Annotated in this window: 25 protein-coding genes; 6 read left to right on the top strand and 19 right to left on the bottom strand. The window is 38.1% G+C overall.

Annotation, left to right across the window (positions count from 1 at the left end):
- Nucleotides 1–57: 57 nt before the first annotated feature.
- From pseG to pseB, 4 genes are read right to left on the bottom strand one after another with little or no spacing between them, the layout of a single operon-like run.
- Nucleotides 58–1155: a UDP-2,4-diacetamido-2,4,6-trideoxy-beta-L-altropyranose hydrolase gene (gene pseG / locus PCNPT3_RS05435; protein WP_269571707.1), complete on the bottom strand. Its 1098-nt coding sequence runs from the start codon at nt 1153–1155 to the stop codon at nt 58–60.
- A 5-nt stretch (nt 1156–1160) separates the two neighbouring features.
- Nucleotides 1161–1853: a pseudaminic acid cytidylyltransferase gene (gene pseF, locus PCNPT3_RS05430; RefSeq protein WP_041771430.1), complete on the bottom strand. Its 693-nt coding sequence runs from the start codon at nt 1851–1853 to the stop codon at nt 1161–1163.
- Entirely contained in the window at nt 1853–3019 is a 1167-nt protein-coding gene (pseC, locus tag PCNPT3_RS05425) for a UDP-4-amino-4,6-dideoxy-N-acetyl-beta-L-altrosamine transaminase (RefSeq protein ID WP_015464865.1), read from the bottom strand. The genes pseF and pseC overlap by 1 nt, the downstream gene beginning before the upstream one ends.
- A complete protein-coding gene (gene pseB, locus PCNPT3_RS05420) occupies nt 3016–4032 on the bottom strand; it encodes a UDP-N-acetylglucosamine 4,6-dehydratase (inverting) (RefSeq protein WP_015464864.1) in 1017 nt (338 codons plus the stop codon). The genes pseC and pseB overlap by 4 nt, the downstream gene beginning before the upstream one ends.
- Before the next feature lie 368 nt (nt 4033–4400).
- On the opposite strand from pseB, the gene PCNPT3_RS05415 reads away from it, so the two are divergent.
- A complete protein-coding gene (locus PCNPT3_RS05415) occupies nt 4401–5774 on the top strand; it encodes a hypothetical protein (protein WP_015464863.1) in 1374 nt (457 codons plus the stop codon).
- A gap of 185 nt (nt 5775–5959) precedes the next feature.
- Here the strand turns inward: PCNPT3_RS05415 and nlpI are convergent, their stop codons facing one another.
- The 12 genes from nlpI to PCNPT3_RS05355 form a co-directional block, all read right to left on the bottom strand.
- Nucleotides 5960–6880: a lipoprotein NlpI gene (nlpI, locus tag PCNPT3_RS05410; RefSeq protein ID WP_015464862.1), complete on the bottom strand. Its 921-nt coding sequence runs from the start codon at nt 6878–6880 to the stop codon at nt 5960–5962.
- Between the two features lie 234 nt (nt 6881–7114).
- On the bottom strand, nt 7115–8062 hold the full coding sequence (secF, locus tag PCNPT3_RS05405) for a protein translocase subunit SecF (RefSeq protein WP_015464861.1): 948 nt from the start codon (nt 8060–8062) through the stop codon (nt 7115–7117).
- Between the two features lie 15 nt (nt 8063–8077).
- Nucleotides 8078–9940, bottom strand: coding sequence for a protein translocase subunit SecD (gene secD, locus PCNPT3_RS05400; protein WP_015464860.1), 1863 nt, complete (start codon nt 9938–9940; stop codon nt 8078–8080).
- A gap of 67 nt (nt 9941–10007) precedes the next feature.
- On the bottom strand, nt 10008–10343 hold the full coding sequence (gene yajC, locus PCNPT3_RS05395; RefSeq protein ID WP_015464859.1) for a preprotein translocase subunit YajC: 336 nt from the start codon (nt 10341–10343) through the stop codon (nt 10008–10010).
- Between the two features lie 75 nt (nt 10344–10418).
- The gene (gene tgt / locus PCNPT3_RS05390) at nt 10419–11561 is read right to left on the bottom strand and encodes a tRNA guanosine(34) transglycosylase Tgt (protein ID WP_015464858.1); all 1143 of its coding nucleotides are present in this window, start codon (nt 11559–11561) and stop codon (nt 10419–10421) included.
- 146 nt (nt 11562–11707) lie between these two features.
- Nucleotides 11708–12754 (bottom strand): tRNA preQ1(34) S-adenosylmethionine ribosyltransferase-isomerase QueA, encoded by a 1047-nt coding sequence (gene queA / locus PCNPT3_RS05385; protein ID WP_015464857.1) that lies wholly within the window; start codon nt 12752–12754, stop codon nt 11708–11710.
- A gap of 14 nt (nt 12755–12768) precedes the next feature.
- Nucleotides 12769–13008 (bottom strand): hypothetical protein, encoded by a 240-nt coding sequence (locus PCNPT3_RS05380; protein WP_156801499.1) that lies wholly within the window; start codon nt 13006–13008, stop codon nt 12769–12771.
- Nucleotides 13009–13434: 426 nt separating this feature from the next.
- Nucleotides 13435–13791 (bottom strand): 50S ribosomal protein L20, encoded by a 357-nt coding sequence (gene rplT, locus PCNPT3_RS05375; RefSeq protein WP_015464855.1) that lies wholly within the window; start codon nt 13789–13791, stop codon nt 13435–13437.
- 19 nt (nt 13792–13810) lie between these two features.
- A complete protein-coding gene (gene rpmI, locus PCNPT3_RS05370; protein WP_015464854.1) occupies nt 13811–14008 on the bottom strand; it encodes a 50S ribosomal protein L35 in 198 nt (65 codons plus the stop codon).
- Nucleotides 14009–14076: 68 nt separating this feature from the next.
- Nucleotides 14077–14634: a translation initiation factor IF-3 gene (gene infC, locus PCNPT3_RS05365; RefSeq protein WP_156801498.1), complete on the bottom strand. Its 558-nt coding sequence runs from the start codon at nt 14632–14634 to the stop codon at nt 14077–14079.
- Nucleotides 14635–14640: 6 nt separating this feature from the next.
- Nucleotides 14641–16548 (bottom strand): threonine--tRNA ligase, encoded by a 1908-nt coding sequence (gene thrS / locus PCNPT3_RS05360; protein WP_015464852.1) that lies wholly within the window; start codon nt 16546–16548, stop codon nt 14641–14643.
- A gap of 588 nt (nt 16549–17136) precedes the next feature.
- Entirely contained in the window at nt 17137–17508 is a 372-nt protein-coding gene (locus PCNPT3_RS05355) for a YebG family protein (RefSeq protein ID WP_015464851.1), read from the bottom strand.
- A gap of 3 nt (nt 17509–17511) precedes the next feature.
- Between PCNPT3_RS05355 and PCNPT3_RS05350 the strand changes: the two genes are divergently transcribed.
- The 4 genes from PCNPT3_RS05350 to rsmF all read left to right on the top strand — a co-directional run bounded on the left by PCNPT3_RS05350 (nt 17512) and on the right by rsmF (nt 22895).
- Complete coding sequence (locus tag PCNPT3_RS05350) at nt 17512–18105, top strand: paraquat-inducible protein A (RefSeq protein WP_232207373.1); 594 nt, start codon at nt 17512–17514, stop codon at nt 18103–18105.
- Entirely contained in the window at nt 18098–18727 is a 630-nt protein-coding gene (locus PCNPT3_RS05345) for a paraquat-inducible protein A (RefSeq protein ID WP_015464849.1), read from the top strand. The genes PCNPT3_RS05350 and PCNPT3_RS05345 overlap by 8 nt, the downstream gene beginning before the upstream one ends.
- Complete coding sequence (locus PCNPT3_RS05340; RefSeq protein ID WP_015464848.1) at nt 18720–21383, top strand: MlaD family protein; 2664 nt, start codon at nt 18720–18722, stop codon at nt 21381–21383. Before PCNPT3_RS05345 ends, PCNPT3_RS05340 begins: the two co-directional genes overlap by 8 nt.
- A gap of 66 nt (nt 21384–21449) precedes the next feature.
- Entirely contained in the window at nt 21450–22895 is a 1446-nt protein-coding gene (gene rsmF / locus PCNPT3_RS05335) for a 16S rRNA (cytosine(1407)-C(5))-methyltransferase RsmF (protein WP_015464847.1), read from the top strand.
- A 104-nt stretch (nt 22896–22999) separates the two neighbouring features.
- Here rsmF and PCNPT3_RS05330 read toward each other — a convergent pair whose 3' ends face one another.
- Both PCNPT3_RS05330 and PCNPT3_RS05325 read right to left on the bottom strand, forming a co-directional pair.
- Complete coding sequence (locus PCNPT3_RS05330) at nt 23000–23224, bottom strand: DUF2835 domain-containing protein (protein ID WP_015464846.1); 225 nt, start codon at nt 23222–23224, stop codon at nt 23000–23002.
- Nucleotides 23221–23991 (bottom strand): methyltransferase domain-containing protein, encoded by a 771-nt coding sequence (locus PCNPT3_RS05325; RefSeq protein WP_015464845.1) that lies wholly within the window; start codon nt 23989–23991, stop codon nt 23221–23223. Before PCNPT3_RS05325 ends, PCNPT3_RS05330 begins: the two co-directional genes overlap by 4 nt.
- A gap of 55 nt (nt 23992–24046) precedes the next feature.
- Between PCNPT3_RS05325 and PCNPT3_RS05320 the strand changes: the two genes are divergently transcribed.
- The gene (locus PCNPT3_RS05320; RefSeq protein WP_232207372.1) at nt 24047–24850 is read left to right on the top strand and encodes an ElyC/SanA/YdcF family protein; all 804 of its coding nucleotides are present in this window, start codon (nt 24047–24049) and stop codon (nt 24848–24850) included.
- A 53-nt stretch (nt 24851–24903) separates the two neighbouring features.
- Here the strand turns inward: PCNPT3_RS05320 and thiI are convergent, their stop codons facing one another.
- Nucleotides 24904–26358, bottom strand: coding sequence for a tRNA uracil 4-sulfurtransferase ThiI (thiI, locus tag PCNPT3_RS05315; protein ID WP_015464843.1), 1455 nt, complete (start codon nt 26356–26358; stop codon nt 24904–24906).
- Between the last annotated feature and the right edge of the window lie 20 nt (nt 26359–26378).

Genomic DNA, 26378 nt, shown 5'->3' with positions numbered 1-26378 from the left:
ATAAGTTTATATTAAAGTTTGAATTTAAGTTTTGATTGATAACCATTGGAAAACACATCATATTAAATGCTTACGGCTGTTGTCAGCTTTGAGTATTTGCGCGATGAAATGTTCAACATGATCTTGCGTTGCACTTAATAGCTGGGTTGATTTACGTTCAATTAAGGAGGGAGCCGATAAATATGCAGATAATATATCTTGTAGTTTATGAGCCTCAAAGCGTTGCATCTTACCCATAAAATCAATCCAACCCAGCGCGCCTAAAGACTTTGATATTAAGTATTGATTATCTGCAATAGCGTACACTAAACACGGTAATCCCAGAAAAATACGCTCTGCGGTGGTTGTCCCGCCAGCCCCCATTGCCAGATCAGAATTCAGCATCAACTCAGCCATATTTGAGACTTGCTCGGCATAAAAACAATTTTCATAGTCTTTACAAAAATCTTCAATCTCTCTTTTATGAGGGTTAGCACTCCCAACAATAACCCGCACAATGTCCAATAACGGTAATTGAGAAGAGATTGCCTTTAAACATGTTAACGTCATATTATCTTTATCTACACCACCAAAAAAAACAAATAAACGCTGTAGCTCTGTCCGCACTTTTACTTTTTTTTTGTAGTGATAAAAGTCTTCACGTAATAAGGCGTAATTGAGCCCGAGGAATGTCTTACAATGTTTGGGTAATAAGGGCTGATAACGCGTAAGGTATGATGGCACTATATTTTGATCTAAAAGCATATCGCATTGGTGTTGCCTGTCAGCGAGATCATCGATCACTAAAAGTTGTTTGCTACACCCTTGAAATTGGCTTTCCCAAACACTATCTAATGAATAATGATCTACCACTAACAGCGTCATTTTTTTTATATTATGTTTTTTTAACGTTGCTAATGTTTGCATAGCATCCTCAGCCTGCGTACTTGCAAGCCATGATAAATAAAGAGGATTATTTTTTACGTTCGGATTATTTTCTAATAAAGCAACATTAAAGCCTTGCGCCTCAATATATGAGGCCATATTCCCCTCATGATCGCGGCAAATAAATAAACACTGAACAGGTGATCGTTGCCTTAGTTTTATCGCCAGCGTAATGCATCGCATCACATGACCACTACCTATTATATGGCTCGCATCAACGCGAAATACCACTTGCACTATTTAGGCCTATTTAATATTTCATACAAGATCTCAGCATATGACCAGTCAGCAAACGTATCAATATCTTGTACTTCTTCAGGGGCGAGTTTAAAGATAAAAGCATGATCGGAAAATATATTTTTTGCCTGTATAAAAGCATCGAAAAGGCCCCAATAAAATTGCCCCGCATCATGATATGCTGGCTCTAAATCTTGGGAGCGTGTGTTCGCATTTTCAGGGTTAAACATGCTACTTTCACCCTCTGAATTTATCCTAATTGCCCGTTGGATCGGAAAACAAAACGGCGTCGCACTATAGACATAATTACATTGCTTTTGTTTGAGCAATGTAAATGCACGCTCAAGATTTACACTTGAAATAAAAGGTGCGGTAGCGTAAATACAACAAATATGCGTCGGAGTGCTACCTTGATCTTGTAATGATTTTATAGCATGTTGTAAAACATCCATCGTCGTCGCATGATCATCTGCAATCTCTGCAGGCCTCATAAAAGGCACCTCAGCACCATAAGCGAGTGCAATCTGCGCGACCTCTTTATCATCCGTTGACACAATTACACGTTCAAAGCAATTTGCTTTAAGAGCAGCTTCAATGGAATACGCGATGATCGGTTTACCATGAAACATTTTAATGTTTTTTCTCGGAATTCTTTTACTGCCCCCACGTGCAGGTATAATTGCGACGCGCATCATGAGAGCAATACCTCAGATAACACTTCGATCACTTTATCTTGCTCAGCAAGTGTCATCTTATGAAATAAAGGTAAGCTAAGTGCATTTTTATAATACAATTCAGCTTCAGGCAGTTTCCCGGTGATAAAACCTAGCTTTTGGTAATAAGGCTGCATATGAATGGGGAAATAATGTAAATTTACGCCGATGCCTTTTTCTCTTAATAATAAAAAAACCGCTTTGGCTGTTAAACTGATTTTATCTAAGCGTAAACGAATAATATATAAGTGCCGACTTGAATACGTCTCTGCCATTTGCTGTGGAAGTTGCACCGGTAGAGCCTCTAATAAGCGATCGTAGCGTATCGCTAACCTATTTCTCTCACTAACAAAGGATTGTAAACGGTGCATCTGACTCACCCCTAAGGCGGCCTGCATTTCGGTCATACGATAATTAAAACCCAAACAGATTTGCTCGTAGTAGCAATTATCCTCACTTGAATGATTCATCAGGCTTGGATCGCGGGTGATACCATGGCTACGTAATAACGTCATTTTTTGGGCTAATGACGCGTTATTGGTTGTCGCGACGCCCCCCTCTGCCGTAGTAATTATTTTTACTGGATGAAAACTAAAAATAGTGATATCAGAGAACTGACAAGCACCTATATTATTTCCTTGATAATGCCCCCCGATTGCATGCGAGGCATCTTCAATAATAGAAAATCCATATTCTTGGCCTAAATGATGAATTTTTTGCATAGCGCAAGATTGACCCGACAAATGCACAGGGATCACAACTTTCGGTAAGGCTAATCCATGCACCCGCGCATATTCTAGTTTTTGCTGTAAATGTTGTGCACTTAAATTATAGGTATTGGCATCAATATCAACAAAATCAACACTTGCACCGCAATATAATGCGCAATTAGCAGAGGCAACAAAACTGATTGGAGTCGTCCACACAAGATCCCCTTTACCAACCCCCAAGGCTAAACATGCAATATGCAAAGCAGATGTTGCCGAGTTTACTGCTATCGCATATTGCGCATTGACGGCTTCTTTGATTGCGCCTTCAAAAAGAGGGACCTGTGGGCCTTGCGTCAGAAAATCAGATTGCAATACGGCAATGACCGCGGCAATATCTTCGTCGTTGATATCTTGTTTTCCATAGGGGATGCTCATAACACTTGAAAATCCGCATCAACATGTTGCACAATTAACTCTCGTAATGACGTAATTGTCTCATATTGGCTATTTTCTTCCGAGTTATAAGAGAAACCTAATGCCACCCGAGTCGCATGGTGATGCTCTATATAATCATCCGTCGAGTACATATAAGAAACTGAGGGTAAAATGGCATAATACTCACCGATATCAATGGTCTGAATTGAATCAGATGCGGTGATCATCTCTTCATGTAATTTTTCACCAGGGCGAATACCTACGATTTTGATATCACATTCAGGTGCAATGGCAGCCGCCATATCCAATATTTTATACGAGGATATTTTAGGTACAAAAATTTCTCCACCTAAATGATGTTTGATAGCAAACATCACCAGATCGACTCCTGCTTGCAAAGAAATATTAAAACGCGTCATATCTTTATGAGTAATAGGCAGGATCCCTGTCTCACGTTGCTCAATAAAAAACGGGATCACAGAGCCTCTAGAGCCCATTACATTGCCATAACGAACAATACTAAAACGAATATCTTTGGTGCCACGAATATTATTAGCGGCCGCAAATAATTTATCTGAGGTTAATTTGGTCGCGCCATATAAACTGATCGGCGCACAAGCTTTATCGGTAGAAAGCGCAATGACATCTTTAACGTGACAATGCAATGCGGCATAAATGACATTTTCAGCACCGTCCACATTGGTGCGAATGCATTCACTCGGATTATATTCTGCCGTATCAACTTGTTTCATGGCAGCTGCGTGAATGATCACATCCACCCCTTCACATGCTTGAACAAGACGATCACGATCGCGAACATCGCCAATAAAAAAACGTAATTGAGGATATTGTGCACGGGGATAGTTTTTCTGAATAAGCGATTGTTTTAATTCATCACGTGAATAAATAATGATTTTTTTAACATCTTTATAGCGCGTTAAAATGGTGGCGATAAAACGTTGACCAAAAGATCCCGTTCCGCCCGTGATCAAAACCGTCTTATTATTTAACATTTTATAACCTTAATCGAGATAAATAGTCAGAGCTATAAACATACTCTATATTTTTATTTTACGCATAATGTAAATTTGGTAAATAATACAATTTTATTAACGGACTACACCAGAACTACACTATTAGCGCATAAAAGCATTATACATTAAGAATACAACTTACTTAATAAAAACACTCAATAACTATCGATATGCACAACTAAATATCAATAAAACCACATTTTAATTGATGTTTTATCTTTTAAAATCATATAAACCTTATTGTCTTCATATTATTCACTCTTAAATTATATTTTTATATATGAGCAGATCTGTTTTTGTTAAACTAAGTTTTGATTTATAAAGATATTAGTCAATAAGGAACTTGCATGCATCTTTTAAAACACTCCGTACTTTCCCTTTTTATAAGTACTGCACTCTTTGGCTGTGGGGCCGATAGTGACAATGATAATAATACGACTGCAGTTAAAAAACTGACCACTTTATCATTTATTAATTTTCAAAATATTAGTAAATACAAGAAAAGTAGCTGTACAAATTTTTTGCAGGAAGAATTTAAGGATCCAAACAATACACAATACTTATATGCAAATATAGCCTACGATGTTCGCGTTAATATTTATGATGCACAAGGTATCTTTCAACAAAACTTAAAGGTAACAAAAAAAGGAAGGCTATCTTTTGATAAGGCAATCATCCCGAATAATGGTTATTTATCTATCATAGACTCACCAAGTAATAGTGATCCTTATTATAAGGTTCTTTCAATTCAAAAGGCGCTCGTCAGTGATTTACTTATTGAAATAGGGCGTAATTCTGGCAGTCCAACTTGTTATACTGAAACGGCTAATAAGCAAGAAATAAAAACGAAACATCTCAGTTTTATACCGAAAGAGATAGCCGTTAATAGCTATAGTTTCAATTCACAAAGCGCATCTATCATAAAACAAATAAGTCCTAAACAAGAAGTAACTCACTATGTTAATGAGGCCATCTTAATTCGCGCCTATAATACAGATATCTTAAGTGATTATCTATTTGTAGAAAAATCAACAAGCTCACCCGTAGAATCTGCTAATAATACTTTGTTTCCATATTCCATCAATCAGATCACTACGCCAATAACGATTACAATTAAACATGGTCAATACAGTTATCCATGGGATAGCCTTTCTGTTGCAGCATTGTCTCAAGACATTCAAATATCCCCCAATGAATTAAAAAATGGTAATTACTATTCTCAATATTCTGGAATATTAAGCGCTGCAACATTTATACATAACACTCGCCTTGGCTCAACTGAGTTAGATATGATCACGACCCCCGATGAATTATCGAATTCAGATATGCCTTCGATTAAAGATTATGAATTCTTCAATGGCCTAAATATAAGTACAAGTGCTATCCAACGAAGCCAGTATTTTATCGATACAGTGACACAATTTAATGAACCGACGACGTTGAGACATACCATTTATTCTCTAGTGAACAAAAGCAATCACCCTATTGTTATCCCTACATTAGGCTTAGAAGAGTTACAACCGGATCAATTACAAACAAAAAATATTAAAGTACAATTAATAACAACAGATAAAAAAGATGATTTGCAGATAAAAAAATTCTTCTTAGAAAAAGATGCGACAAAACAAAGATTGGGTATTTCTATCGTATTACCACCTAATAAACGCCAACAACATAAACAAGTTGGCCTACAAAGTGATTATTGGATATTTACGCAATAATTACCAAGGCGTTAAGATAATAAAGAGATACTTTATCTTGACGCCTCTACAATAACTTCTCGCTTTAATGACTCTTATCAATAATCTTCTGTAACCTTTCCAAAATCAGCGATATTTAATAATTAACTTATAAAAAACACTAGATAGCCATGTCTCTTAAAAATTTTAATTAGGGCTCCAGGATGCTATTTATTTTCTCGGCGTTGTATTTTTAATTGCGTTTGAATAGTAACCAGTTCAATCAATGCATATTTATATTCAATAAACTCATGAATATTAGTGGCAGTACTCATTTTAAAATAATAGATGGCTTTATCTATCTCTCCATTACTTTTATGCCAATGTGCGAGATAAAAATAAACTTCACAGAGACGCTCGGCAAGTGCCTTGTTATTTTTTATTCCAGAAAAAACATTAAGTAATAACTCTCCTTCTGTTTTCCTTTTTGCAAACACATCAATGATATTCCAGATATAACTAGTGTCTTTAGGCTGTAATGATGTACGTTGTAATGTAGTTAATGCCGTTGCTTGATCCGTTGCACTGTTAATAATATAACGCCATAAAATACGATAAGGATCGTTTTTATCTAACGCATAAAAGGTATTAATATCGTTACTTGCTAAGCCATAACGTTGCACTTCATAGAGTGCAATCGCACGATTTAAATAACCATAAGATAGCGTCTGATTTGAGAGATCAAGTGCACTATCAAAGGCATCAAAAGCCTCATCATAAGACTGTGCAAGTAATAAGTATAAACCTAATGAATTATAAGCAGGTGCTAAAGTTGGATCACTGTTGATAGCTTGTGTAAAATCATAGCGACTGTGTGCACTTAAACCCATTTTGTCATACAGCAAACCACGCTCATAAAAAAGAAGCGCACGCTCCTTATTAGTAGATTCATTTTCTGAGCTAAGTAATTTATTAAAACGTAATAGTTTCACCTCATCTTGATAAGCAACCTGTACTGCACTTGCCATCGGAAAAACAAACATCTGACGATCACGTTGCGCTTCAATTTTAGATAAAGGTAAGCTCTCGCAAGCACTTAATAAAAGAAAAGACGTCAGATAAAAAAATATAAAAAGCATTTTTTTCATAGATAAACCTAGGCAGATAAGTAACTTAAGAAGACTCAGAGTGAACTATAACCTACATAAAGTAAAGTCTAAGCTAACTTTCATAAAAATATGAATGTCTCTCATAAAGATGACAACAGTGAATATAATAGCATCTTTTTTTTATATAAAAAAACGCGATACTTTGCAGTATCGCGCTTTCATTTTTATAGGCTAAGTATATAACCCGTAATGTATCTAAAATTTGATCCGAGCCTACATGATAGGATCTTGATCCGCACCTTCTTTTTCAACAACAACGGGGATCATATGTACACGTGACGTGCCCAATTTAATCGCGACTGCACTCGCAACATAGATAGATGAATAAGTACCCACCACAATGCCGATAAGTAATGCGGTTGCGAATCCATGGATCAATTCACCACCAACTAAGAAGAGTGAAATCAAAACCAATAGCGTCGTTAATGACGAGATCAATGTTCGACTCAGTGTTTGTGTGATAGAAATATCTACCACATCGACTGAACTTGCCGTCACTAACTTGCGGAAGTTTTCACGGATCCTATCGAAAACTACAATGGTGTCATTAAGCGAATAACCAATGATTGCTAATAATGCAGCCAATACCGTTAGATCAAACTCTAACTGGAAGAAAGAGAAGATACCTAACGTTATCAAAATATCATGTACTAACGATAATACCGCGCCCGTCGCAAGTCGCCATTCAAAACGCAAACTGACATAAGCTAAAATACAAAGTAAGGCAATGATCATTGCCAGAGCTCCGTTCTCTGCAAGTTCAGCACCTACGTTAGGGCCAACAAACTCAATACGGCGCATATCTACTTGACCAAAGTCAGCACCTTGTAAAGCATGCAGAATTTTAGAGCCAATGACTGAGCCTTTTACACCTTCTTCAGAAGCTAAGCGTATTAAAATATCATGGCTACTGCCAAAATATTGCACAATAGCACCTGAGTACTGCGCTTCACCTAATACAGTACGTACTTCAGGTAAATTGACTGACTGTTCAAAACCAACCTCAATCAAAGTACCACCGGTAAAATCAAGTCCCCAATTTAACCAATTAATACTTAAAGTTAAAATTGAAGCTGCCATTAAAACAAAAGAAAGCACCGTTGTGCGTTTAGAATAACGCATAAAGTGGATCGTATTTTTAGGCTGAAATATCTGTAACATAATTAATCCTTAAGCTTATATTGATAGCTTTTTAATATCATTACGACCACCCCAAAGGGCATTAACAATCGCACGAGTACCGAAAATAGATGTAAACATCGATGTCGCGATCCCGATCATAAGTGTCACAGCAAAACCTTTGATTGAACCTGTACCGACAGCAAATAAGATCACAGCGGTAATAAAGGTTGTAATGTTGGCATCAGCAATGGTTGAAAATGCATTAGCATACCCTTCATGGATTGCTCTTTGCACTGATTTTCCCTCGAGTAATTCTTCACGAATACGTTCGAAAATCAACACATTGGCATCCACCGCCATCCCTACCGTCAAGACAATACCAGCAATACCAGGCAAGGTTAACGTCGCCCCGGGTAGCATCGACATTAAGCCTATGATCATCACGATATTAAAAATTAACACACAGTTGGCTACAGCGCCGAATTTACGATAATAAATCAACATAAAGAGGCAGACCGCAAATAAGCCATACGCCATCGCTTTAATGCCATTACCAATATTTTGCTCGCCTAAGCTCGGCCCAATCGTACGCTCTTCAACGATTTGAATCGGCGCAATCAACGCACCCGCACGTAATAATAAAGCTAAATTATGTGCTTCGGCTGCATTATCAAGTCCCGTGATACGGAAGCTACGTCCAAGTTGAGCTTGGATAGTTGCCACATTCGCAATCTCTTCTCGTTTCTCAATAATCACTTTACCATTGGCTTTTTTCTTACCCGTTGGCAAGTATTCGATGAATAAGGTTGCCATCGGTTTACCAATATTATGCTTAGTAAAGCGCGACATCTTACTGCCACCTTGGGAGTCTAAAGAAATACTAACCTGAGGACGCCCATATTCATCATTACTTGATTGTGCATCGACGATATGATTACCGGTTAAGATGATCTTTTTCTTGATAACAACCGGTCGTCCTGAGCGTGTTTTGTGAATAATAGATGATGCAGGTAAACGTCCAGAAAGTGCATCATTTATATCCGTAGTTGAATCAACCGCGTGGAATTCAAGTGTGGCTGTTGCCCCTAAAATCTCTTTGGCACGCGCAGTATCTTGAATACCCGGTAATTCAACCACAATGCGGTCACTACCTTGACGTTGCACTAATGGCTCGGCAACACCCAGTTCATTAACACGATTACGTAAGATACCTAGATTTTGTTGTAACGCATCTTCTTTTATAGCGCGTAACTTTTCATCTGTCATCTCGATTTTCAATACAAATTCATTTTTTACTTGTTCATCGGTAAACGCGTAACCTGGATTAATAGGCTTTAAATGTTGTATTGCTTGATCAAGCATCTCTTCATTAACAAAGCGTATGATAACGGCACTTGTATTTTTTGCTTCACGGATCCCACGAAAACGAATTTTTTGCTCACGAAGCTCAGATCGTAAATCTTGTACCATTTGTACTTGTGATTTATTAACCGCTTCGTCCATATCTACTTCCATTAAGAAGTGTACGCCACCACGTAAATCTAAGCCCAATTTAAGGGGAGTAGCGCCAATAGCAGATAACCAAGCAGGGGTTGCAGGGGCTAAATTTAAAGCCGTAATGAAACCATGTTTAAGTTCATTTTTAATGATATCACGTGCCATTAGCTGATCGGTACTTGAAGAAAGACGGATCAAAATTTGTCCATTTTCAAGTTTACTGCTTTTGGCTGTAATATTGTTCTCTTGTAATAACGAATTCACTCTTTCAAAGGTCTGATTTTCAACTTTTGCACCGCGGGTTGCAGAAACTTGAACCGCAGGATCTTCACCATAAAGGTTAGGCGCCGCATAGAGAAAACTGACGACGATAACAAAACAGAGAAGTATATATTTCCACATAGGGAATTTATTTAACACAATAACGTCCTTTAATAATGGCTCAAAGGAAAATAAAGACGAAGTCTTTCAACTTCGCCATCGACGCTTAAATAGATTTAAGCGTGCCTTTTGGTAAAACAGCACTGATGAAATCTCTTTTAATAGAAATAACATTGTTTTCGTTTAGTTCTAATTGAAGGTAGCCACTTTCAACATTTACTTTAGTCACACGACCAATTAAACCGCCTTGTGTTAATACTTCATCTCCTTTACTCAAACTTTCCATTAAGCTTTTATGTTGCTTAGTACGTTTAGCTTGTGGACGATAAATCATAAAGTAAAAAATGGCTGCAAAAATCACCATCATGAAAATAAAAGAAAAACTGCTCTGTGTAGCGGGCCCTTCCGTTGCTGCTTGTGCTTGAGAAATAAATAAACTCATTTTTTATCCTTTTGTAAAATTAAAAATTAATAAAACTGTTGATCATATGCATTTTTCTGTTGAACTCGACACTCTTTATGAGTTTTTGAGTTCAGCATCAAGAAGTGGCACTTTTTCTTTACCGATACGTTTATAAAACTCATCAACGAAGGACTCTAATGTACCTTCTGTGATGGCATCACGCAAACCTTTCATTAAGCGTTGATAATAACGTAAATTATGAATAGTGTTTAGACGTGCACCTAATATTTCACCACATTTATCAAGATGATACAAATAAGAGCGGGAATAATTTAGACACGTGTAACAATCACAATCACTGTCTAGTGTACTGGTATCTTCACGATGTTTTGCATTGCGAATTTTAACCACACCATCCGTTGTAAAAAGATGTCCATTACGTGCATTACGTGTTGGCATAACACAATCAAACATATCAATACCACGACGCACACCTTCAACCAAATCTTCTGGTTTACCAACGCCCATCAAATAACGCGGTTTATCCGTCGGTATCTGTGGCGTAATATGCTCTAAAATTCGGTGCATATCTTCTTTGGGCTCCCCAACAGCAAGTCCACCGACAGCGTAACCATCAAAGCCTATTTCTTCAAGACCCGCTAGTGAAACATCACGAAGATGCTCATAACAACCACCTTGAATAATACCAAATAATGCATTAGGATTTTCTAATTCATTAAAGCGCTGACGACTACGTTTTGCCCAACGCAATGATAATTGCATCGACTCATCTGCTTCAGTTTCAGTTGCCGGATACGCAGTACACTCGTCAAAAATCATCACGATATCTGATCCAAGATCATGTTGAATATCCATAGACACTTCTGGAGATAAAAAGACTTTATCGCCATTAACAGGACTACGGAAATACACACCTTCTTCTTGAATTTTACGCATTTTGCCTAAGCTAAATACTTGAAAACCACCTGAATCTGTTAAGATAGGCCCTTTCCATTGCATAAAGTCATGTAAATCACCGTGTGCTTTGATAACTTTTTGGCCCGGGCGCAACCATAAGTGAAAGGTGTTACCGAGTAAAATTTCAGCGCCTGTTGCATGCACCTCTTCCGGGGTCATCGCTTTTACCGTACCGTAAGTACCAACCGGCATAAATGCGGGAGTTTCAACACTGCCTCGTTCAAAAGTCAAACGACCACGACGTGCGCCACCATCAGTGCCTAATAATTCATACTTCATTTTCATTTTTATTTTATTCCTCGTCAGAAAAACAGTCCGACCTATTGTGTACTTCTATGCACTTTTTAAGTGTTTCTTTTGTTGTTTTCAATGCGCATATGCACAAAAAAAAACAATCACAAAAACACTCACATTAAATGCATTGCTTAATCTTTTTTAGTAATGAACATTGCATCGCCATAACTAAAAAATCGATATTCTTCTTTAATTGCCTGTTGATATGCGTTATCAATATTGTCTTTGCCCGCAAAGGCGCTTACCAACATCAATAAGGTTGATTCGGATAAATGGAAATTCGTCAACATGGCATCTATTAGTTGAAATTTATAACCGGGGTAAATAAATATATCTGTCTCTGCGCAGTAAGGCGCTAATGCGAGACCTTGGCCAATACTTGCTTTCGCCGCACTTTCGATAGAGCGTACAGACGTTGTGCCAACCGCAATAATACGTCCACCACGTGCTTTAGCTGCTATTATTTTATCAATCACTTGTTGTGATACTTGGGCTAATTCACTGTGCATCTTATGATCTAAAATATTATCTACTTTTACAGGCTGAAAGGTTCCCGCCCCCACATGCAACGTAACAAAAGCAAAATCGATGCCTTTTGCCTGTAGTTTATCTAAGATCGCTTGATCAAAGTGTAAGCCTGCGGTAGGCGCTGCAACGGCGCCCGGATTTTTATTATAAACCGTCTGATAACGCTCTTTATCTGCATCCTCATCGGGTCTGTCAATATAAGGAGGTAAAGGCATATGACCAATGCTTTCTAACACCTCAAGCACTGAGGTTGGATGATCTATCTGAATTTCAAAAAGAGGCCCCTCACGTTTCACCATGACGGCATCAATGCTATTTTCTAACAACAATTTACAACCTGGCTTTGGTGATTTCGAACTACGCACATGCGCGAGGAAGCGTTTCTCATCTAAAACACGCTCCACTAACACCTCTATTTTACCGCCGGTTTCGGCTTTAATACCAAATAAACGTGCGGGGATCACGCGCGTATCATTAAAAATCAACAAATCATCTTTTTTAATAAGATCTAATATATTGTGAAAATGCAGATGTTGTAATTGTCCACTATTACCCTCTAAAGAGAGTAATCGACTTGCACTACGCTCAGGTGTTGGATAGCGCGCAATTAACTGCTCGGGTAATTGAAAAGAAAAGTCTGCTACTTTCATTATTTACATCCGTATCATAAAACGCAACAGTATACCGCAACTACTTTAGCGTGCAACTTCCCTATTACATAAGATGCACTGTAATAAGATATTGTCGATTTATTATTGTTTTTATTCATAGACTTTAAGCCTATCGTGTTAGCTACACAATGCAGACCACTGTTTTTTACATTAGTTCCAACGCCACCTTTATTTATCACAAAAACATCTTCTGGCGCAGCAATAAAGCTTAACAACATAGATTGAGCTACCAAATATGATCTCTATTTCAACGGCAAGCTCTCTAAATAGGCAAAGAAAAGATTAAGCGACCTCTTCGAGCGTAACTAATACCAAAGGAATTAATTTAGTTTTCATGTATTGCGCAGGAAAAATTAACACTAGCAAGGCGTGAGTTGTAGGAGAGTGTTGTTCTCACTTCAAAACTCACAACGCAGGGTGGGATAATTTCAACCAGCAAGACGGGTAACCTTTTTAGTTCCTTTGCTATAAGCAAAGAAAATAGAGTTTGAAGGTGCATAAAAAGGGGTATATAAAATGAGGGAAATTAAAACGAGATATTAAGCTGAGAATATAATTTATTATAAGAAATAAAAAAGGCAGATAGAGATCCCCCCTCTTTTTAGACAAAAAAAAAGAGACATAATGTCTCTTTTTAAGATCTGCTAAGTTATAAAAACTTAAGCAAGCGCTTTTTTAGCAACTTCAACTAAATGTGCGAATGTTGCTTTATCAAATACAGCGATATCAGCAAGGATCTTACGATCGATCTCAACAGAAGCCTTTTTAAGACCATTGATGAAACGGCTGTAAGACAATCCACTAATACGAGACGCAGCATTAATACGTGCGATCCATAGTTGACGGAAAACACGTTTACGTTGACGACGGTCACGGTAAGCGTATTGACCAGCTTTAGTTACTGCTTGTACTGCTACACGATATACACGTGAACGAGCACCGTAATAACCTTTAGCTTGTTTTAAGACTTTCTTATGACGTGCACGAGCTTGTACACCACGTTTAACTCTTGGCATTTTATTATTCCTTACTTACTTAAGCGAATGGTAACATTCTGATTACACTTGCAACATCTACTTTAGAGACCATGCTCTTAGAGCGTAAATGACGCTTACGCTTAGTAGATTTCTTAGTAAGGATATGACGTAAGTGTGATTGCTTACGCTTAAAACCACCAGAAGCAGTCTTTTTAAAGCGCTTTGCAGCACCTTTGTTAGTTTTCATTTTAGGCATTGCGAACTCCGCATTGTTCTAAGTTAATATTAACCAGTAAGGCGAGTGGCGAACCACTACTTGTTGCCTTAGCTAGCACGTTTAGGGCCAAGTACCATCACCATTTGACGACCTTCCATTTTCGGGAAAGATTCGACATTAGATATCTCTGCTAAGTCCGCTTTAATACGGTTTAGTAGATTTAATCCAAGTGACTGGTGCGCCATTTCACGACCACGATAACGTAGTGTTACTTTAGCCTTGTTGCCCTCAGTTAAAAAGCGAGTCAGGTTGCGTAGTTTTACCTGATAATCGCCTTCATCAGTTCCAGGACGGAATTTTATTTCCTTCAGCTGGACTTGAACTTGTTTTTTCCGCTGTTCTTTAGCGGATTTGCTTTTCTCATAGAGAAATTTGCCATAATTCATGATACGACAAACAGGTGGCTCCGCATTTGGACTGATCTCTACGAGATCCAAATTTTGATCAAAAGCTAAATTCTTAGCTTCTTCAAGCGAAACTACACCTACGGGTTTGCCTTCCGAGTCTGATAAACGAACTTCGTGACCAGTTATCTCTTCGTTCAAACGATGTTTATTACCCTGCTGTGGGGATTTTCTTGCACCTTTTATAACAACTTCCTCCAAAAAAAATTAACGACGTGTGACAATTTCTTCTTTAATGTAAGTAATAAAATCATCGATTTTAAACTTACCTAAATCATCACCTTTGCGTGTTCTAATCGAGAGTTCGCGGGCTTCAACTTCTTTGTCGCCAACAACCAATAAATAAGGAACACGTTTTAAAGTATGTTCACGGATTTTAAAGCCTATCTTCTCATTTCTCAAGTCAGAAATGACACGAATACCCGATTTTTTCAATTTAGTTACAACTTCAGCCACATATTCAGACTGTTTATCTGTAATATTCATCACAACAACTTGTTGTGGTGATAGCCATGTAGGGAATATGCCCGCGTATTCTTCTGTCAAAATACCGATCCAACGCTCTAATGAACCTAAAATAGCACGATGTATCATAACAGGAGTATGGCGTTCATTATCTTCACCAACAAATGTCGCGTCTAAACGACCCGGCATTGAAAAATCTAATTGGATAGTACCACATTGCCAAGCTCTACCCAAACAATCATGTAAGGTAAATTCAATTTTAGGACCATAAAAAGCACCTTCGCCTGGTAACCATGAAAATTCCACGTCATTTTTAGTTAAAGCATCCGCTAAAGCAGCCTCGGCTTTATCCCATGTAGCATCATCACCCACGCGTTGTTCTGGGCGTGTTGACAATTTAACATCGATATTTTCAAAGCCAAATGTTTTATAACATTCAAAGACCATTTTAATACATGATGAAACTTCATCTAATATTTGCGCTTCAGTACAGAAAATATGTGCATCATCTTGTGTAAAGGCACGTACACGCATTAAGCCGTGTAACGATCCAGAGGGCTCATTACGGTGACAAGAACCAAACTCAGACATACGTAAAGGCAGATCACGATACGATTTTAAGCCTTGGTTAAATATTTGAACATGACCAGGGCAATTCATAGGCTTAATGGCATAATCACGATTTTCTGAACAAGTACAAAACATATTGTCTTTATATTTGGCCCAATGTCCTGATTTTTCCCATAATGAGCGATCTAAAATCTGTGGCGCTTTGACTTCTTGATAACCATACTCTTCTGTTTGCTCACGAATATATTTTTCTAACTCGCGGTAAATAGTCCAACCATTGGCGTGCCAAAAAACCATACCTGGCGCTTCATCTTGCATATGGTAAAGATCCAACTGTTTACCTATTTTACGATGATCGCGTTTAGCGGCTTCTTCCAAACGTTTTAAATACGCTTTTAATTGTTTTTTATCAGCCCATGCGGTGCCATATATACGTTGCAACATTTTATTATCTGAATTACCACGCCAATAAGCACCGGCAACTTTCATCAGTTTAAAATATTGACTAAATTTCATCATTGGTACGTGCGGACCACGACACATATCAATATATTCTTCATGGTGGTAAAGCCCAGGACGGTCATCTTTATCAATGCCTTCAAGGATCTCTAATTTATAAGGCTCATCACGCTCTTTAAAAAGTGCAATGGCTTCAGCAACCGATACATTTTTCTTAACCACTTTATAATTGGTTTTAACCAATAGATTCATGCGTTTTTCAATTTTTGCTAATTCTTCATCATTAATAGCAACATCTACATCGATATCATAATAAAAGCCATTATCAATGGTTGGTCCAATTGCCATTTTAGCATTTGGATAAAGCTGTTTGATGGCATGCCCCAACAAATGTGCGCAAGAGTGACGTAATATTTCTAAGCCTTCGTCATCTTTAGCCGTAATAATTGCAATGTCCGCATCGGTCGTGATCACATCACAAGCATCTACTAGGGTGCCGTTGACACGCCCCGCAATGCAAGCTTTCGCAAGACCCGGTCCGATATCGGCCGCGATTTCTAAGATAGATGTTGAATTATCATATTGACGTTGATTACCGTCAGGAAGCGTTATTATTGGCATGTATTATATCCTTCACAGTGATGCTTCAAACCAAGAAGCATATGTATAAATTTATATTTTCAAAGCACATTTAAAGATGTGTCGTGAGAAGTCACGATAATTTGAATAAAACGAAGAGGCTATTTTAAAGGAATAGTGTCAATTTGCAATGTCACAGTTTAAACATTTTTTCTATCTACCTATAAACCAATAAAAATGCATTGATTAATGGTTAGCGAGGAGACTAAGACAAAGCGCGACATGATGATGGGGAACACGTCCAAAAGTTGATACACTGTATTGTTTTTTTGAGCGCATGCTCATAAAGGCAGGCCGTGAGTTAAGTATGCATCAAGGTACGGCGTTATCTCTTCATGCTAGAATTTGTTCCCTTAACGACTTACGGTTTTTTGTATTTGAAATGATAACGGGTATATAGACATGTTACCTCATAATACTTATCTCGCACTTGCTCGAAAAGCAGAGAGATCCCCCGTTCAAAGTGGGACCCTTGTTAGGAAACCTATTTTTTATAGGCTCCTGCGCAGAAGTCGTATTTTCACACTCGCGCCAAAGGCCAAGTCAAATTGAGCTGTCATGGGAATATAACTAATCTTGAGGCTCTTTATCTTGAGTCTCGTAATCGTTACCTTTAAACAGGCTTTGTACTACCTCTTTATTACTGGCTAAATATAAGCCTAACTCTTCAAGTTGCACTTCATCGAGTGTCACTGAACTTTGTGCTAAAAATGCAGCTAATTGATCTGCACTATCCAGCATTTTATCATAGGCATCCGCCTCTTTCTTACTACTAAAGGTCATTTTTTCAACACCTTTTCTTTCAACTATATATTTAATGATAACAGCCACGTTGGCCCCTTTTGCATTCATGGTTTTATATACAGTAGAATATTTATACCAAGAATGCAACTTTAGTTTTTTTTTGCTATTGTGGTGCAAATCCTTTTGGAGTAACGCCATTTTATGCGAACCCTGATCTGCCCATATTGTGATATGACATCACATATTCCGCCCCTGCATGCAGGTCAGGCAGCAAAATGCAGTCGCTGTCAACACGTCCTTGATAAGCACTCTCATTATAGCTTCTCTAAGATGCTCGCATTATGTATCTGCGCACTACTTCTGGCAATCCCGGCCTTTAATTTACCGCTCCTTTCGATTCATTTACTCGGAATAACAGAAGAAACCAGTCTATTACAAGGTGCCTTTATGATGGTACATAATGCGCCTATCGTCGCGTTTATTGTTCTGTTTTGCGCAGTGATAGCCCCGACCTTACTTATCATCTGTATTGCAATCAGTAGCACTTGCTTTACCTATAACCTACGCATAGCCTGCCTACCAAAGATATTAAAAATAACACGCATGCTTTCGCATTGGTCAATGCTTGAAGTGTACATGGTGAGTTTGATGGTAACCGTTTTTAAACTTATCGCTTACACCGACCTTTACTTTGGATTAGGTTTTTATTTTTTTATGGCCCTTCTATGGGTCGATATGCTTATTTTAAGTAATTACAGTTATCGTCATTATTGGAAACAGTATTATCATGAGTGAGACAGCCAAAGCAGGAAAAACAGGTTTACAGCAAGGGATACAGCTTTGCCGTGTGTGTTTTAAAAACAGTAACCAAAAGCAACATCCCGATATTTGTCCCAATTGTTCAAATCCTATCTCATTACGCAAAAAAAATAGCCTACAAAAAACATGGGCCCTTTTGCTCACTGCCGTCATGTTTTTGATCCCTGCTAATATTTACCCTATTACCTACTTATTAAAAAATTCAACACTTTATCCTGATACTATTTTTTCCGGCATTTTAAGCCTTATTGACAGTGATATGAAAATCATTGCCTGCATTGTTTTTATTGCATCAATTGTGGTGCCTATTTTAAAAATAATCGGTTTAGCGGCCATCACAATTGCCGTTCACTTTAAATATAAACTCGATCCTAAAAAACAATTTATCGCATTTTCTTTTATTGAGTGGGTCGGAAAGTGGTCCGTTTTAGACCTTTTTGTGATCTCGCTCATGGTTGCCGTTTTTGATAAAGGGAATTTACTTTCTGTTTACCCCGGTATTGCGGCATCCTCTTTTACCTTAGTGGTGCTTTGTACGCTTTTAGCTGCCAATAGTTTTGATACACGTTTAATTTGGGATGCACAAAATAATGAATGATGGAGCATTAAACAACCAAGCCAGTATAGTAAAAACCCGCGCTTTTTCGCCCATTTGGTTTTTACCTATTGTCGCTGCGATCTTAGGCGGATGGATCCTCCTAAAAAACATCACCAATGCCAATGAAAGCATTAAAATACATTTCAGTAATGCGGAAGGCATTATTGTGGATAAAACACGCATCCGTTATAAAGGCGTGATTGTCGGTACGGTGAAAAAAATAGAATTAGACAGTAGCAGTGGTGTCAATATTATTGCAACGATCGAGTCACACGCGACTTTTATGCTTCGTGAAAAAACACAGTTTTGGTTAGTGTCTCCACAAGCCTCTTTAACCACCATTTCAGGGTTAGACACACTTTTCTCAGGCAGTTATATTAATTTACATCCCGGAAAGGGTGATAGTGAAAGTGATTTTAAAGCGGTTACTGAGCCTCCAGTATCGATACCCGATGGCGCTTTACTGGTTAATTTAAAAACCAAACAAGCTAATTCCATTGGCGTCGCAACCCCTTTATTTTATAAAAAGATAAAAGTCGGTGAAGTGATCAAAACGCAATTATCCATTGATGGCAAACAGGTTAACATTAGTGCGTTTATTGATAAGAAATACAGTCACCTGTTACATGAAAATAGTAAGTTCTGGAATATAAGCGGTCTTAATGCCAATCTTTCACGCAGTGGTCTGGATCTTAAAATAGACAGTATCAGCGCTTTAATCGCAGGCGGAATAAGTTTTAATTCACCCTCTAATGGCGCGCCACTCAAAACCAACAAAACCTTTGTTTTATTTGATAACTTTAAAAACAGCCAAAAAGGTATCAGTATTACACTTATTTTAAAATCCACAGAAAACTTAGCTAACGGTGCAGAGATCCGCTTTAAAGGCCACAGTATCGGCCACCTAACAGCAATAAAATACATACAAGATAAAGATTATTTTAGTGCAACAGCCAGTATCTCTGCAGAATTTGCGACTCTGATGACTCAAAATGCACAGTTTTGGTTAGAAACGACGTCTCTCTCTTTAACTAAAATTAAGAATATTGGCAACCTCATTAGTGGTAACTATATTGGTTTTGCACCAACAACAAAGCGTAATGATCTCCCTCAAAAACAGTTTATTGTGGATATTGAACATCGCCCTCTCACTCCATCTCTGAATTTACGCTTACTCACTAAGGACGCGACAGGCCTTAACCGTGGCGATGCGATTGTATACCAAGGGATAACAATTGGTAAAATAGACAGTTTGAATTTATCCTCATCAGGAAAGTTTATTGAAGCCTTGATGAAAATAGAGGCTAAATTTAGTTATCTTATTAATAAACAAAGCCAGTTTTACTTATTAAGTGGCGTAAATTTAAAAATGTCACTCACCGGTATTGAGTTACAATCGAGCCCTTTTGAAAATATTATCAGTGGTGGCATCGGTTTGTATAATAAAAAGCCTATTAAAACCAACGCCCCAAGCTCTTTACTCTCGAAGCAACAATCCTTTCGTCTATATCCCTCGAAAGCAATAGCAAAAATAGGTAAAAATGTATTTACCACCCCCTTAAAAATCAGCTTATTAAGCAGCAAACTACCGGCACTAAATGTAGGATCCCCCGTTTATTATCATAAATTTCCCATTGGTGAGATCCGCTCTTTTGATTTTGATGATTCGGGTTTAATACGTACGCATTTAACGATCAAAGGCCAATATAAACATCTGATCAATACTAAAAGTGTTTTTTGGAACGTCAGTGGCTTTAATTTTTCTGCCGATTTGCAAGGTATAAAAATGCAGGCAGAATCCCTACAAGCCATCACCAGTGGAGGCATTTCCGTCGACCAAGGTGAAAACAGCATTGATAACCGTTTTAAAAATGGCGCTTATAAACTTTTTGAAACTTACCAACAAGCGACACATCCGGCAAAATCAATTACGCTTATTTTTGGCAATGCTAAAAACTTAAAAGTAGGTAACAAATTAAGATTGAAGGGTCTTGTTATTGGTGAGGTAATTAAATTAAGTTTAAATAAAAATAATGAAATTCAAGCCATTGCGAATATAGACGCGCCGTTTACAGCCAAAGTGCTGCGTAAAAATAGCCGTTTTTGGATTGTGAGCAGTGAGATATCTCTTTCAGGTGCTAAAAACTTATCCACGTTAGTCAGTGGCGCTTATATTAATGTTACCCCCGGAAGTGGCGGTATCACGACGCGATTTAAAGGTGAATTAAAAGAGCCGATGCTAGCCGCTAATAAACAAGGCTTAACAATCATTTTACAAGCCAACAATGCGGGCTCTACTGACATAGGTAGCCCCGTCTATCATCGCCAAATTGTCATTGGTGAGGTTATCAACAAACAATTAAATGCGGATGCCAGTGGCGTTGAGATAACATTAAACATTTATCCTAACTATCAGCGACTCATTCGTCGTAATTCTATTTTTTGGCCTGCGTCTGGTTTTAATTTAGATGTCGGGATCAGTGGTGCAACGCTTAAAGCCACCTCATTAACCTCTTTAATTAAAGGAGGCATCAATATGAGCACCAACGATAATACGGCTTTACAGCCACAAGCGAGCAAAAACATGTCTTTCACCCTAGCGTTAGAGATAGAAGATGAATGGTTTGATTGGAAATTATCGATCCCAAAAAAATAGATTTTTGAACTCAGAGTATGCTATAAAACACACACTTTTTTGTGTGTGTTTTTTTAAGGATCTTTAATGGATAACCGTACTCTTCTCCCGCCCGAGTTTATTAATAAAATGTCGGACATTTTACCTAAAACACTCGCATTATCAGATTTCTTAGATGCCTGTCAGCGCCCGCTTCGCCCCGCGGTTCGCGTGAATACATTAAAAATTAGTATTGATGATTTTAAATTACTGGCTAGCGAGCACAATTGGCAGTTATCTTCCATTCCTTGGTGCACCGAAGGCTTTTGGATAGATGCAGGAGAGCAACTCACTCCGTTGGGTAATAGTTTTGAGCATTTATCCGGCCTTTGTTACTTACAAGAAGCCAGCTCAATGCTACCCGTGAGCGCCTTATCGCATTTTTTCAAAACCGATGAACACTCAACCATCCTTGATATGGCAGCAGCCCCCGGTTCAAAAACCACACAATTGGCAGCTCAAATGAACAATCAAGGCTTGCTTATCGCCAATGAGTATTCCGCAAGTCGCGTTAAAATACTGCATGCAAATATGCAACGTTGCGGCATTAAAAATGTGGCATTAACACATTTTGATGGCAAAATTTTTGGCTCTTGGCTCGAAAACACCTTTGACGCTATTTTACTCGATGCACCGTGCTCAGGTGAAGGCACTGTGCGTAAAGATAAACATGCGATGAAGAACTGGAGCCAAAGCTCTATTGAAAGTATTGCTTTAACGCAACAAGCGCTTATTGAAAGTGCGTTTTACGCGCTCAAAGAAGACGGCATTTTAGTTTACTCTACCTGCACCTTAAGCCTTGAAGAAAATCAAGATATTTGCCACGCACTTAAAGAGCGCTTTACTGATTGTGTTGAATTTTTAAACCTGAGTGATTTATTTAAGGGAGCTGATAAAGCAGCGACCACAGAAGGCTTCTTACATGTTTGGCCTCAAATTTATGATACGGAAGGCTTTTTTGTAGCAGCCATACGTAAAGTAGGAAAAACCACTGCACCTAGCGTTAAAAAACGCTTAGGTAAATTCCCTTTTATTCGCCCAACCAGACAAAAAGAAGCCGAGCTTTATGAGTATTTTGAGACGCAATTTGGTATTACCAACATTACGGGCATGTTGTATCAACGCGATCAAGAATTTTGGTTATTCCCTGATCCTATCAAAGCATTGATCCCCAAGATCCGCTTTTCACGTTTGGGGATTAAAATCGCCGAAGAATTTGGCTCTGGACGTAAAAGTGGCTTTAAAAGTATGCATGAGTTTTTAACCTGCTTTGGCGCACAAGCCACAAAAAATGTATTAATACTTAATGCAGAGCAAGCGCAAACCTTCTATCAAGGTCGCGATATTCGTGAGTTGCACAGTGAGATACGCAGTGGAGAGGTTTTACTGAGTTACCGCAATACCGTCATTGGGTTTGGTAAGGTCCTTAATAATCGCATTAAGAATAACCTGCCAAGAGAACTCATTCGCGACAACAATATTTTTACTAAATAATCAGCAATTTACTTTCTTTTTTTAAAATATTGATTATTGTTATAAACAGAAGCCATGATGCTTTACATGCCTAGGTATCCCCCTTTTTCCTAGGCATTTTTTTCTTATTGCTCTAACAATACTAATTTTTCAAATTTGTTATTGTCTGTCAATGTTAATTGAAAACGCCCTCTCACCCCTAATTGTGAAAAGAAAGGAACAAAACGCATCGCTGGGATCTGTAGCATACGTCCTGCTTCCTCACGTACCTTTATCACTGTATTTGGCGTACGATATAATTGTTCAAAGGCTTGATAAGAAATATTTAATCGAAAATAAAAATCAGTCACTGTGTTGCCTTAATCATTAAATGAGTATAACGCCCGAGTGAAGCATAAGGCTCTTGTTGATTATATTTTTGCTCCATGGCAAGTAATTGTGCGTATTTATGCACGCTTTGCGTAGGATCTTTTAAATAATCATGAATAATACGCACCCCCGTTTTTTGTAAAACATAAAAATTGACTTCTTTTAACCAACTCTGCACATCTTTTTCTAAAAGTGGGTGTGTCGGCGTTAAACGTACCACTTTTTTTCGTAACATTCCCCGCTCAACAAAATCAAAATTGGCACAAAGCAAATTATGAAATCGTTGCGCGTCTTTATTATAAAACATTAACGACATCACCCCATTAACATTTAATAATGTTAATAATCCCTGCAACGTTTGTTTGGGACACTCTAACCATTCTAAAACCGCATGATTTAAGATCAAATCAAAATCAGCGTCGACATGCTCGGATAATTGTTGAATCGGACAATGTATTATGTGTACATTTTTTGCAAAATCTTTGCCCTGCATTTGTTTTTTAGCTTCATCTAATAATACTTTTGATATATCACAGAGCACCACCTGATGGCCCATTGCCGCTAATTTTTGTGCCAAAAACCCACATCCACCTCCTGCATCTAAGATACGCAGTGGTCTTTGAGGTAAAAGCGCCAAACAATCTAAAATCGCTTGCCACACAACCGCAGTGCGGATCTTCCCTTTTGTGGTGCCATAAATGTTTTTTAAAAATTTGTGCGCTATGCCATCAAAATTATGATCTATCAAAGCCTACCACCTGATAATATGTCTTTATCTTCCCGACAATAAATGTTTAATATTAATGATGTTATTTATTCTTAAAAAATGGGTAGGCACCCTACTCATGCCACTGCCCTTTTTCTTTTGTCTTTTTTTGATGGCCCTTATCTTACTCTTTTTTACAAAAAAACAAAAAATGGCTAAGTTTCTCTTAATAGTCAGTTTTGTTTTTCTTTTTGTGGCCTCTTATCGCCCTTTTTCGGCGTCTTTTGTACAAACTTTAGAGCGTGAAAATGTGGCTATGCTAGAAACAGATACCGCGCAAGACTTAGATTATATTTTATTACTCGGCTCAAGTGGCACCTTTGATGCCACTTTACCTATCACGGGGCAACTCTCTGCAACGGCGTTAAGCCGCTTTATCGAAGCATTGCGCCTTTACCAAGCGAATCCTAATGCTACTTTAATTGTATCAGGGGGAAGTTTTGGTGATGAGAAATCACATGCACAACTACTTGAAGAGTTGGCACTACAATTTGCTATTCCGCTCAATCATATTATACGTATTGATGAAGCCAAAGATACCGATGATGAAATTGCTGCCATGCAAAAAATAATCCGCGGGAAAAAGGCGGCACTTGTCACTTCCGCGACGCATATGCCAAGAGCCCTGTCTTTATTTAAAGCGCAAGGCCTAAGCCCCATTCCGGCTCCTGCGCATTATTTGGCGCCTTATAGTAAAACTGTATTGCCAAGTTATAGAAAGCTCCCCAGCAGTCTCGCTCTTCGCCATACAACGATAGCTTGGCATGAATATTTAGGCGCCTTGCAACTGAGCTTAAAACAAACATACCAAAAAATGCGATATCTTTTAACCCTTATCTAAAAACAAAAAAACGGCGCCTAAGCGCCGTTTCTCAATCTGCAAAAACCGTTCTATTAAGGACGGTAAACTTTGACGTTATTAAATCCAGATTCTTTTAAATATAATGCTTGCAGCTGACTCATCACGCCACGATCGCAATATAATAAATAAGTCTTATCTTGTGCTAACGTTTCAAATTGAGAGCCCAATTTGAAGAAAGGCATATGTTCAACCTGCACCCCTTCTATTAATAAAGGCGCGCCTTCTTTCTCTTCTGCAGAGCGAATATCTAAAATGACCTCGTTATCTTTAAACGCAGAAACAGACTCAACTTCAACTACTTCTGCATTGGCGGCTTTAGCAATATCACGAATATCGATAACATTCGCTTCCTCAACCACTTTTTGAATAAGAGAAAGATCAAATTTAGCTTCCTCTTTTTCAATTTTACTCATAACCGCTTTAACGGTTGGACGCTGGGAGATAACGCCACAATATTCAGGAATAGTCTCAGAAAGCTCAGCAGTACCAATTACGCGAGCACAATCGATAATATCTTGTTTATCTGTCACGATAAGAGGACGTAAAATAAGCATATCAGTTACTTTATCGATAACAGATAGATTACGTAATGTTTGGCTTGAAACTTGACCTAATGCTTCGCCTGTCACTAATGATTCAATATCAAGACGCTCAGCAACTAATGTTCCCGCACGCATCATCATACGTTTTAAGACAACCCCCATTTGACCATTTTCTACTTTTTCTAATATCTCAGCCACAACCGGCTCAAAAGGGATAGAGATAAATTTAACTTTATGCGAAGATCCAAAACGTTCCCATAAACGGTAAGCAACTTGCTTCACGCCAATCTCATGAGCCGCGCCACCTAGATTAAAGAAACAGTAATGCACGCGAGAGCCACGTTTAATAAATTGATAACTTGAGACACCCGAATCAAAACCACCTGAGATCAAAGATAATACGGACTCTTGTGTACCTAAAGGAAATCCGCCTAAGCCTGCATGACGTTTGTCGATAAAGAAAAGTTTATCATTATTGATTTCTAACTGAATAGTCACATCTGGATTTTTTAATTTCACGCCAGCCGCTTCCGTAAATTGATTTAAGCCGCCACCAATATAACGCTCTGCTTCAGTTGAAGAAAAATCATGTTTACCGATACGTTTCACGCGCACACAAAAGGTCTTACCCGTTAATAAATCACCAATATGTTCTTTGGTTTGCTCATAAGCATCGTGTAATTCTGTAAAAGAAGTCTCTTTTACTTCAAGAAAATGTGCAATACCTGGCGTACTCGCCAAAGTATAAATTAAGTTTTCTTTGTTTTTTGCACTTTCATCGTCCGTACGCACAATGATCTTATCCCACTCCAAGATCACTTTGACATCACCCTCTATATGGCGCAATACATTACGAATGTTACCTTGTAACATTTTACTAAAGCGCTTACGAACGGGCTTACTTTTCATCATGATTTCAGGGAAGAATTTGACAATAAATTTCATGTTATATCACTGTTGTTGGT

It is taken from the genome of Psychromonas sp. CNPT3 (assembly GCF_000153405.2).
Lineage (GTDB): Bacteria > Pseudomonadota > Gammaproteobacteria > Enterobacterales > Psychromonadaceae > Psychromonas.
Note: the sequence above shows the minus strand (reverse complement) of the source record. Positions and strands in the feature narration are given on the sequence as shown.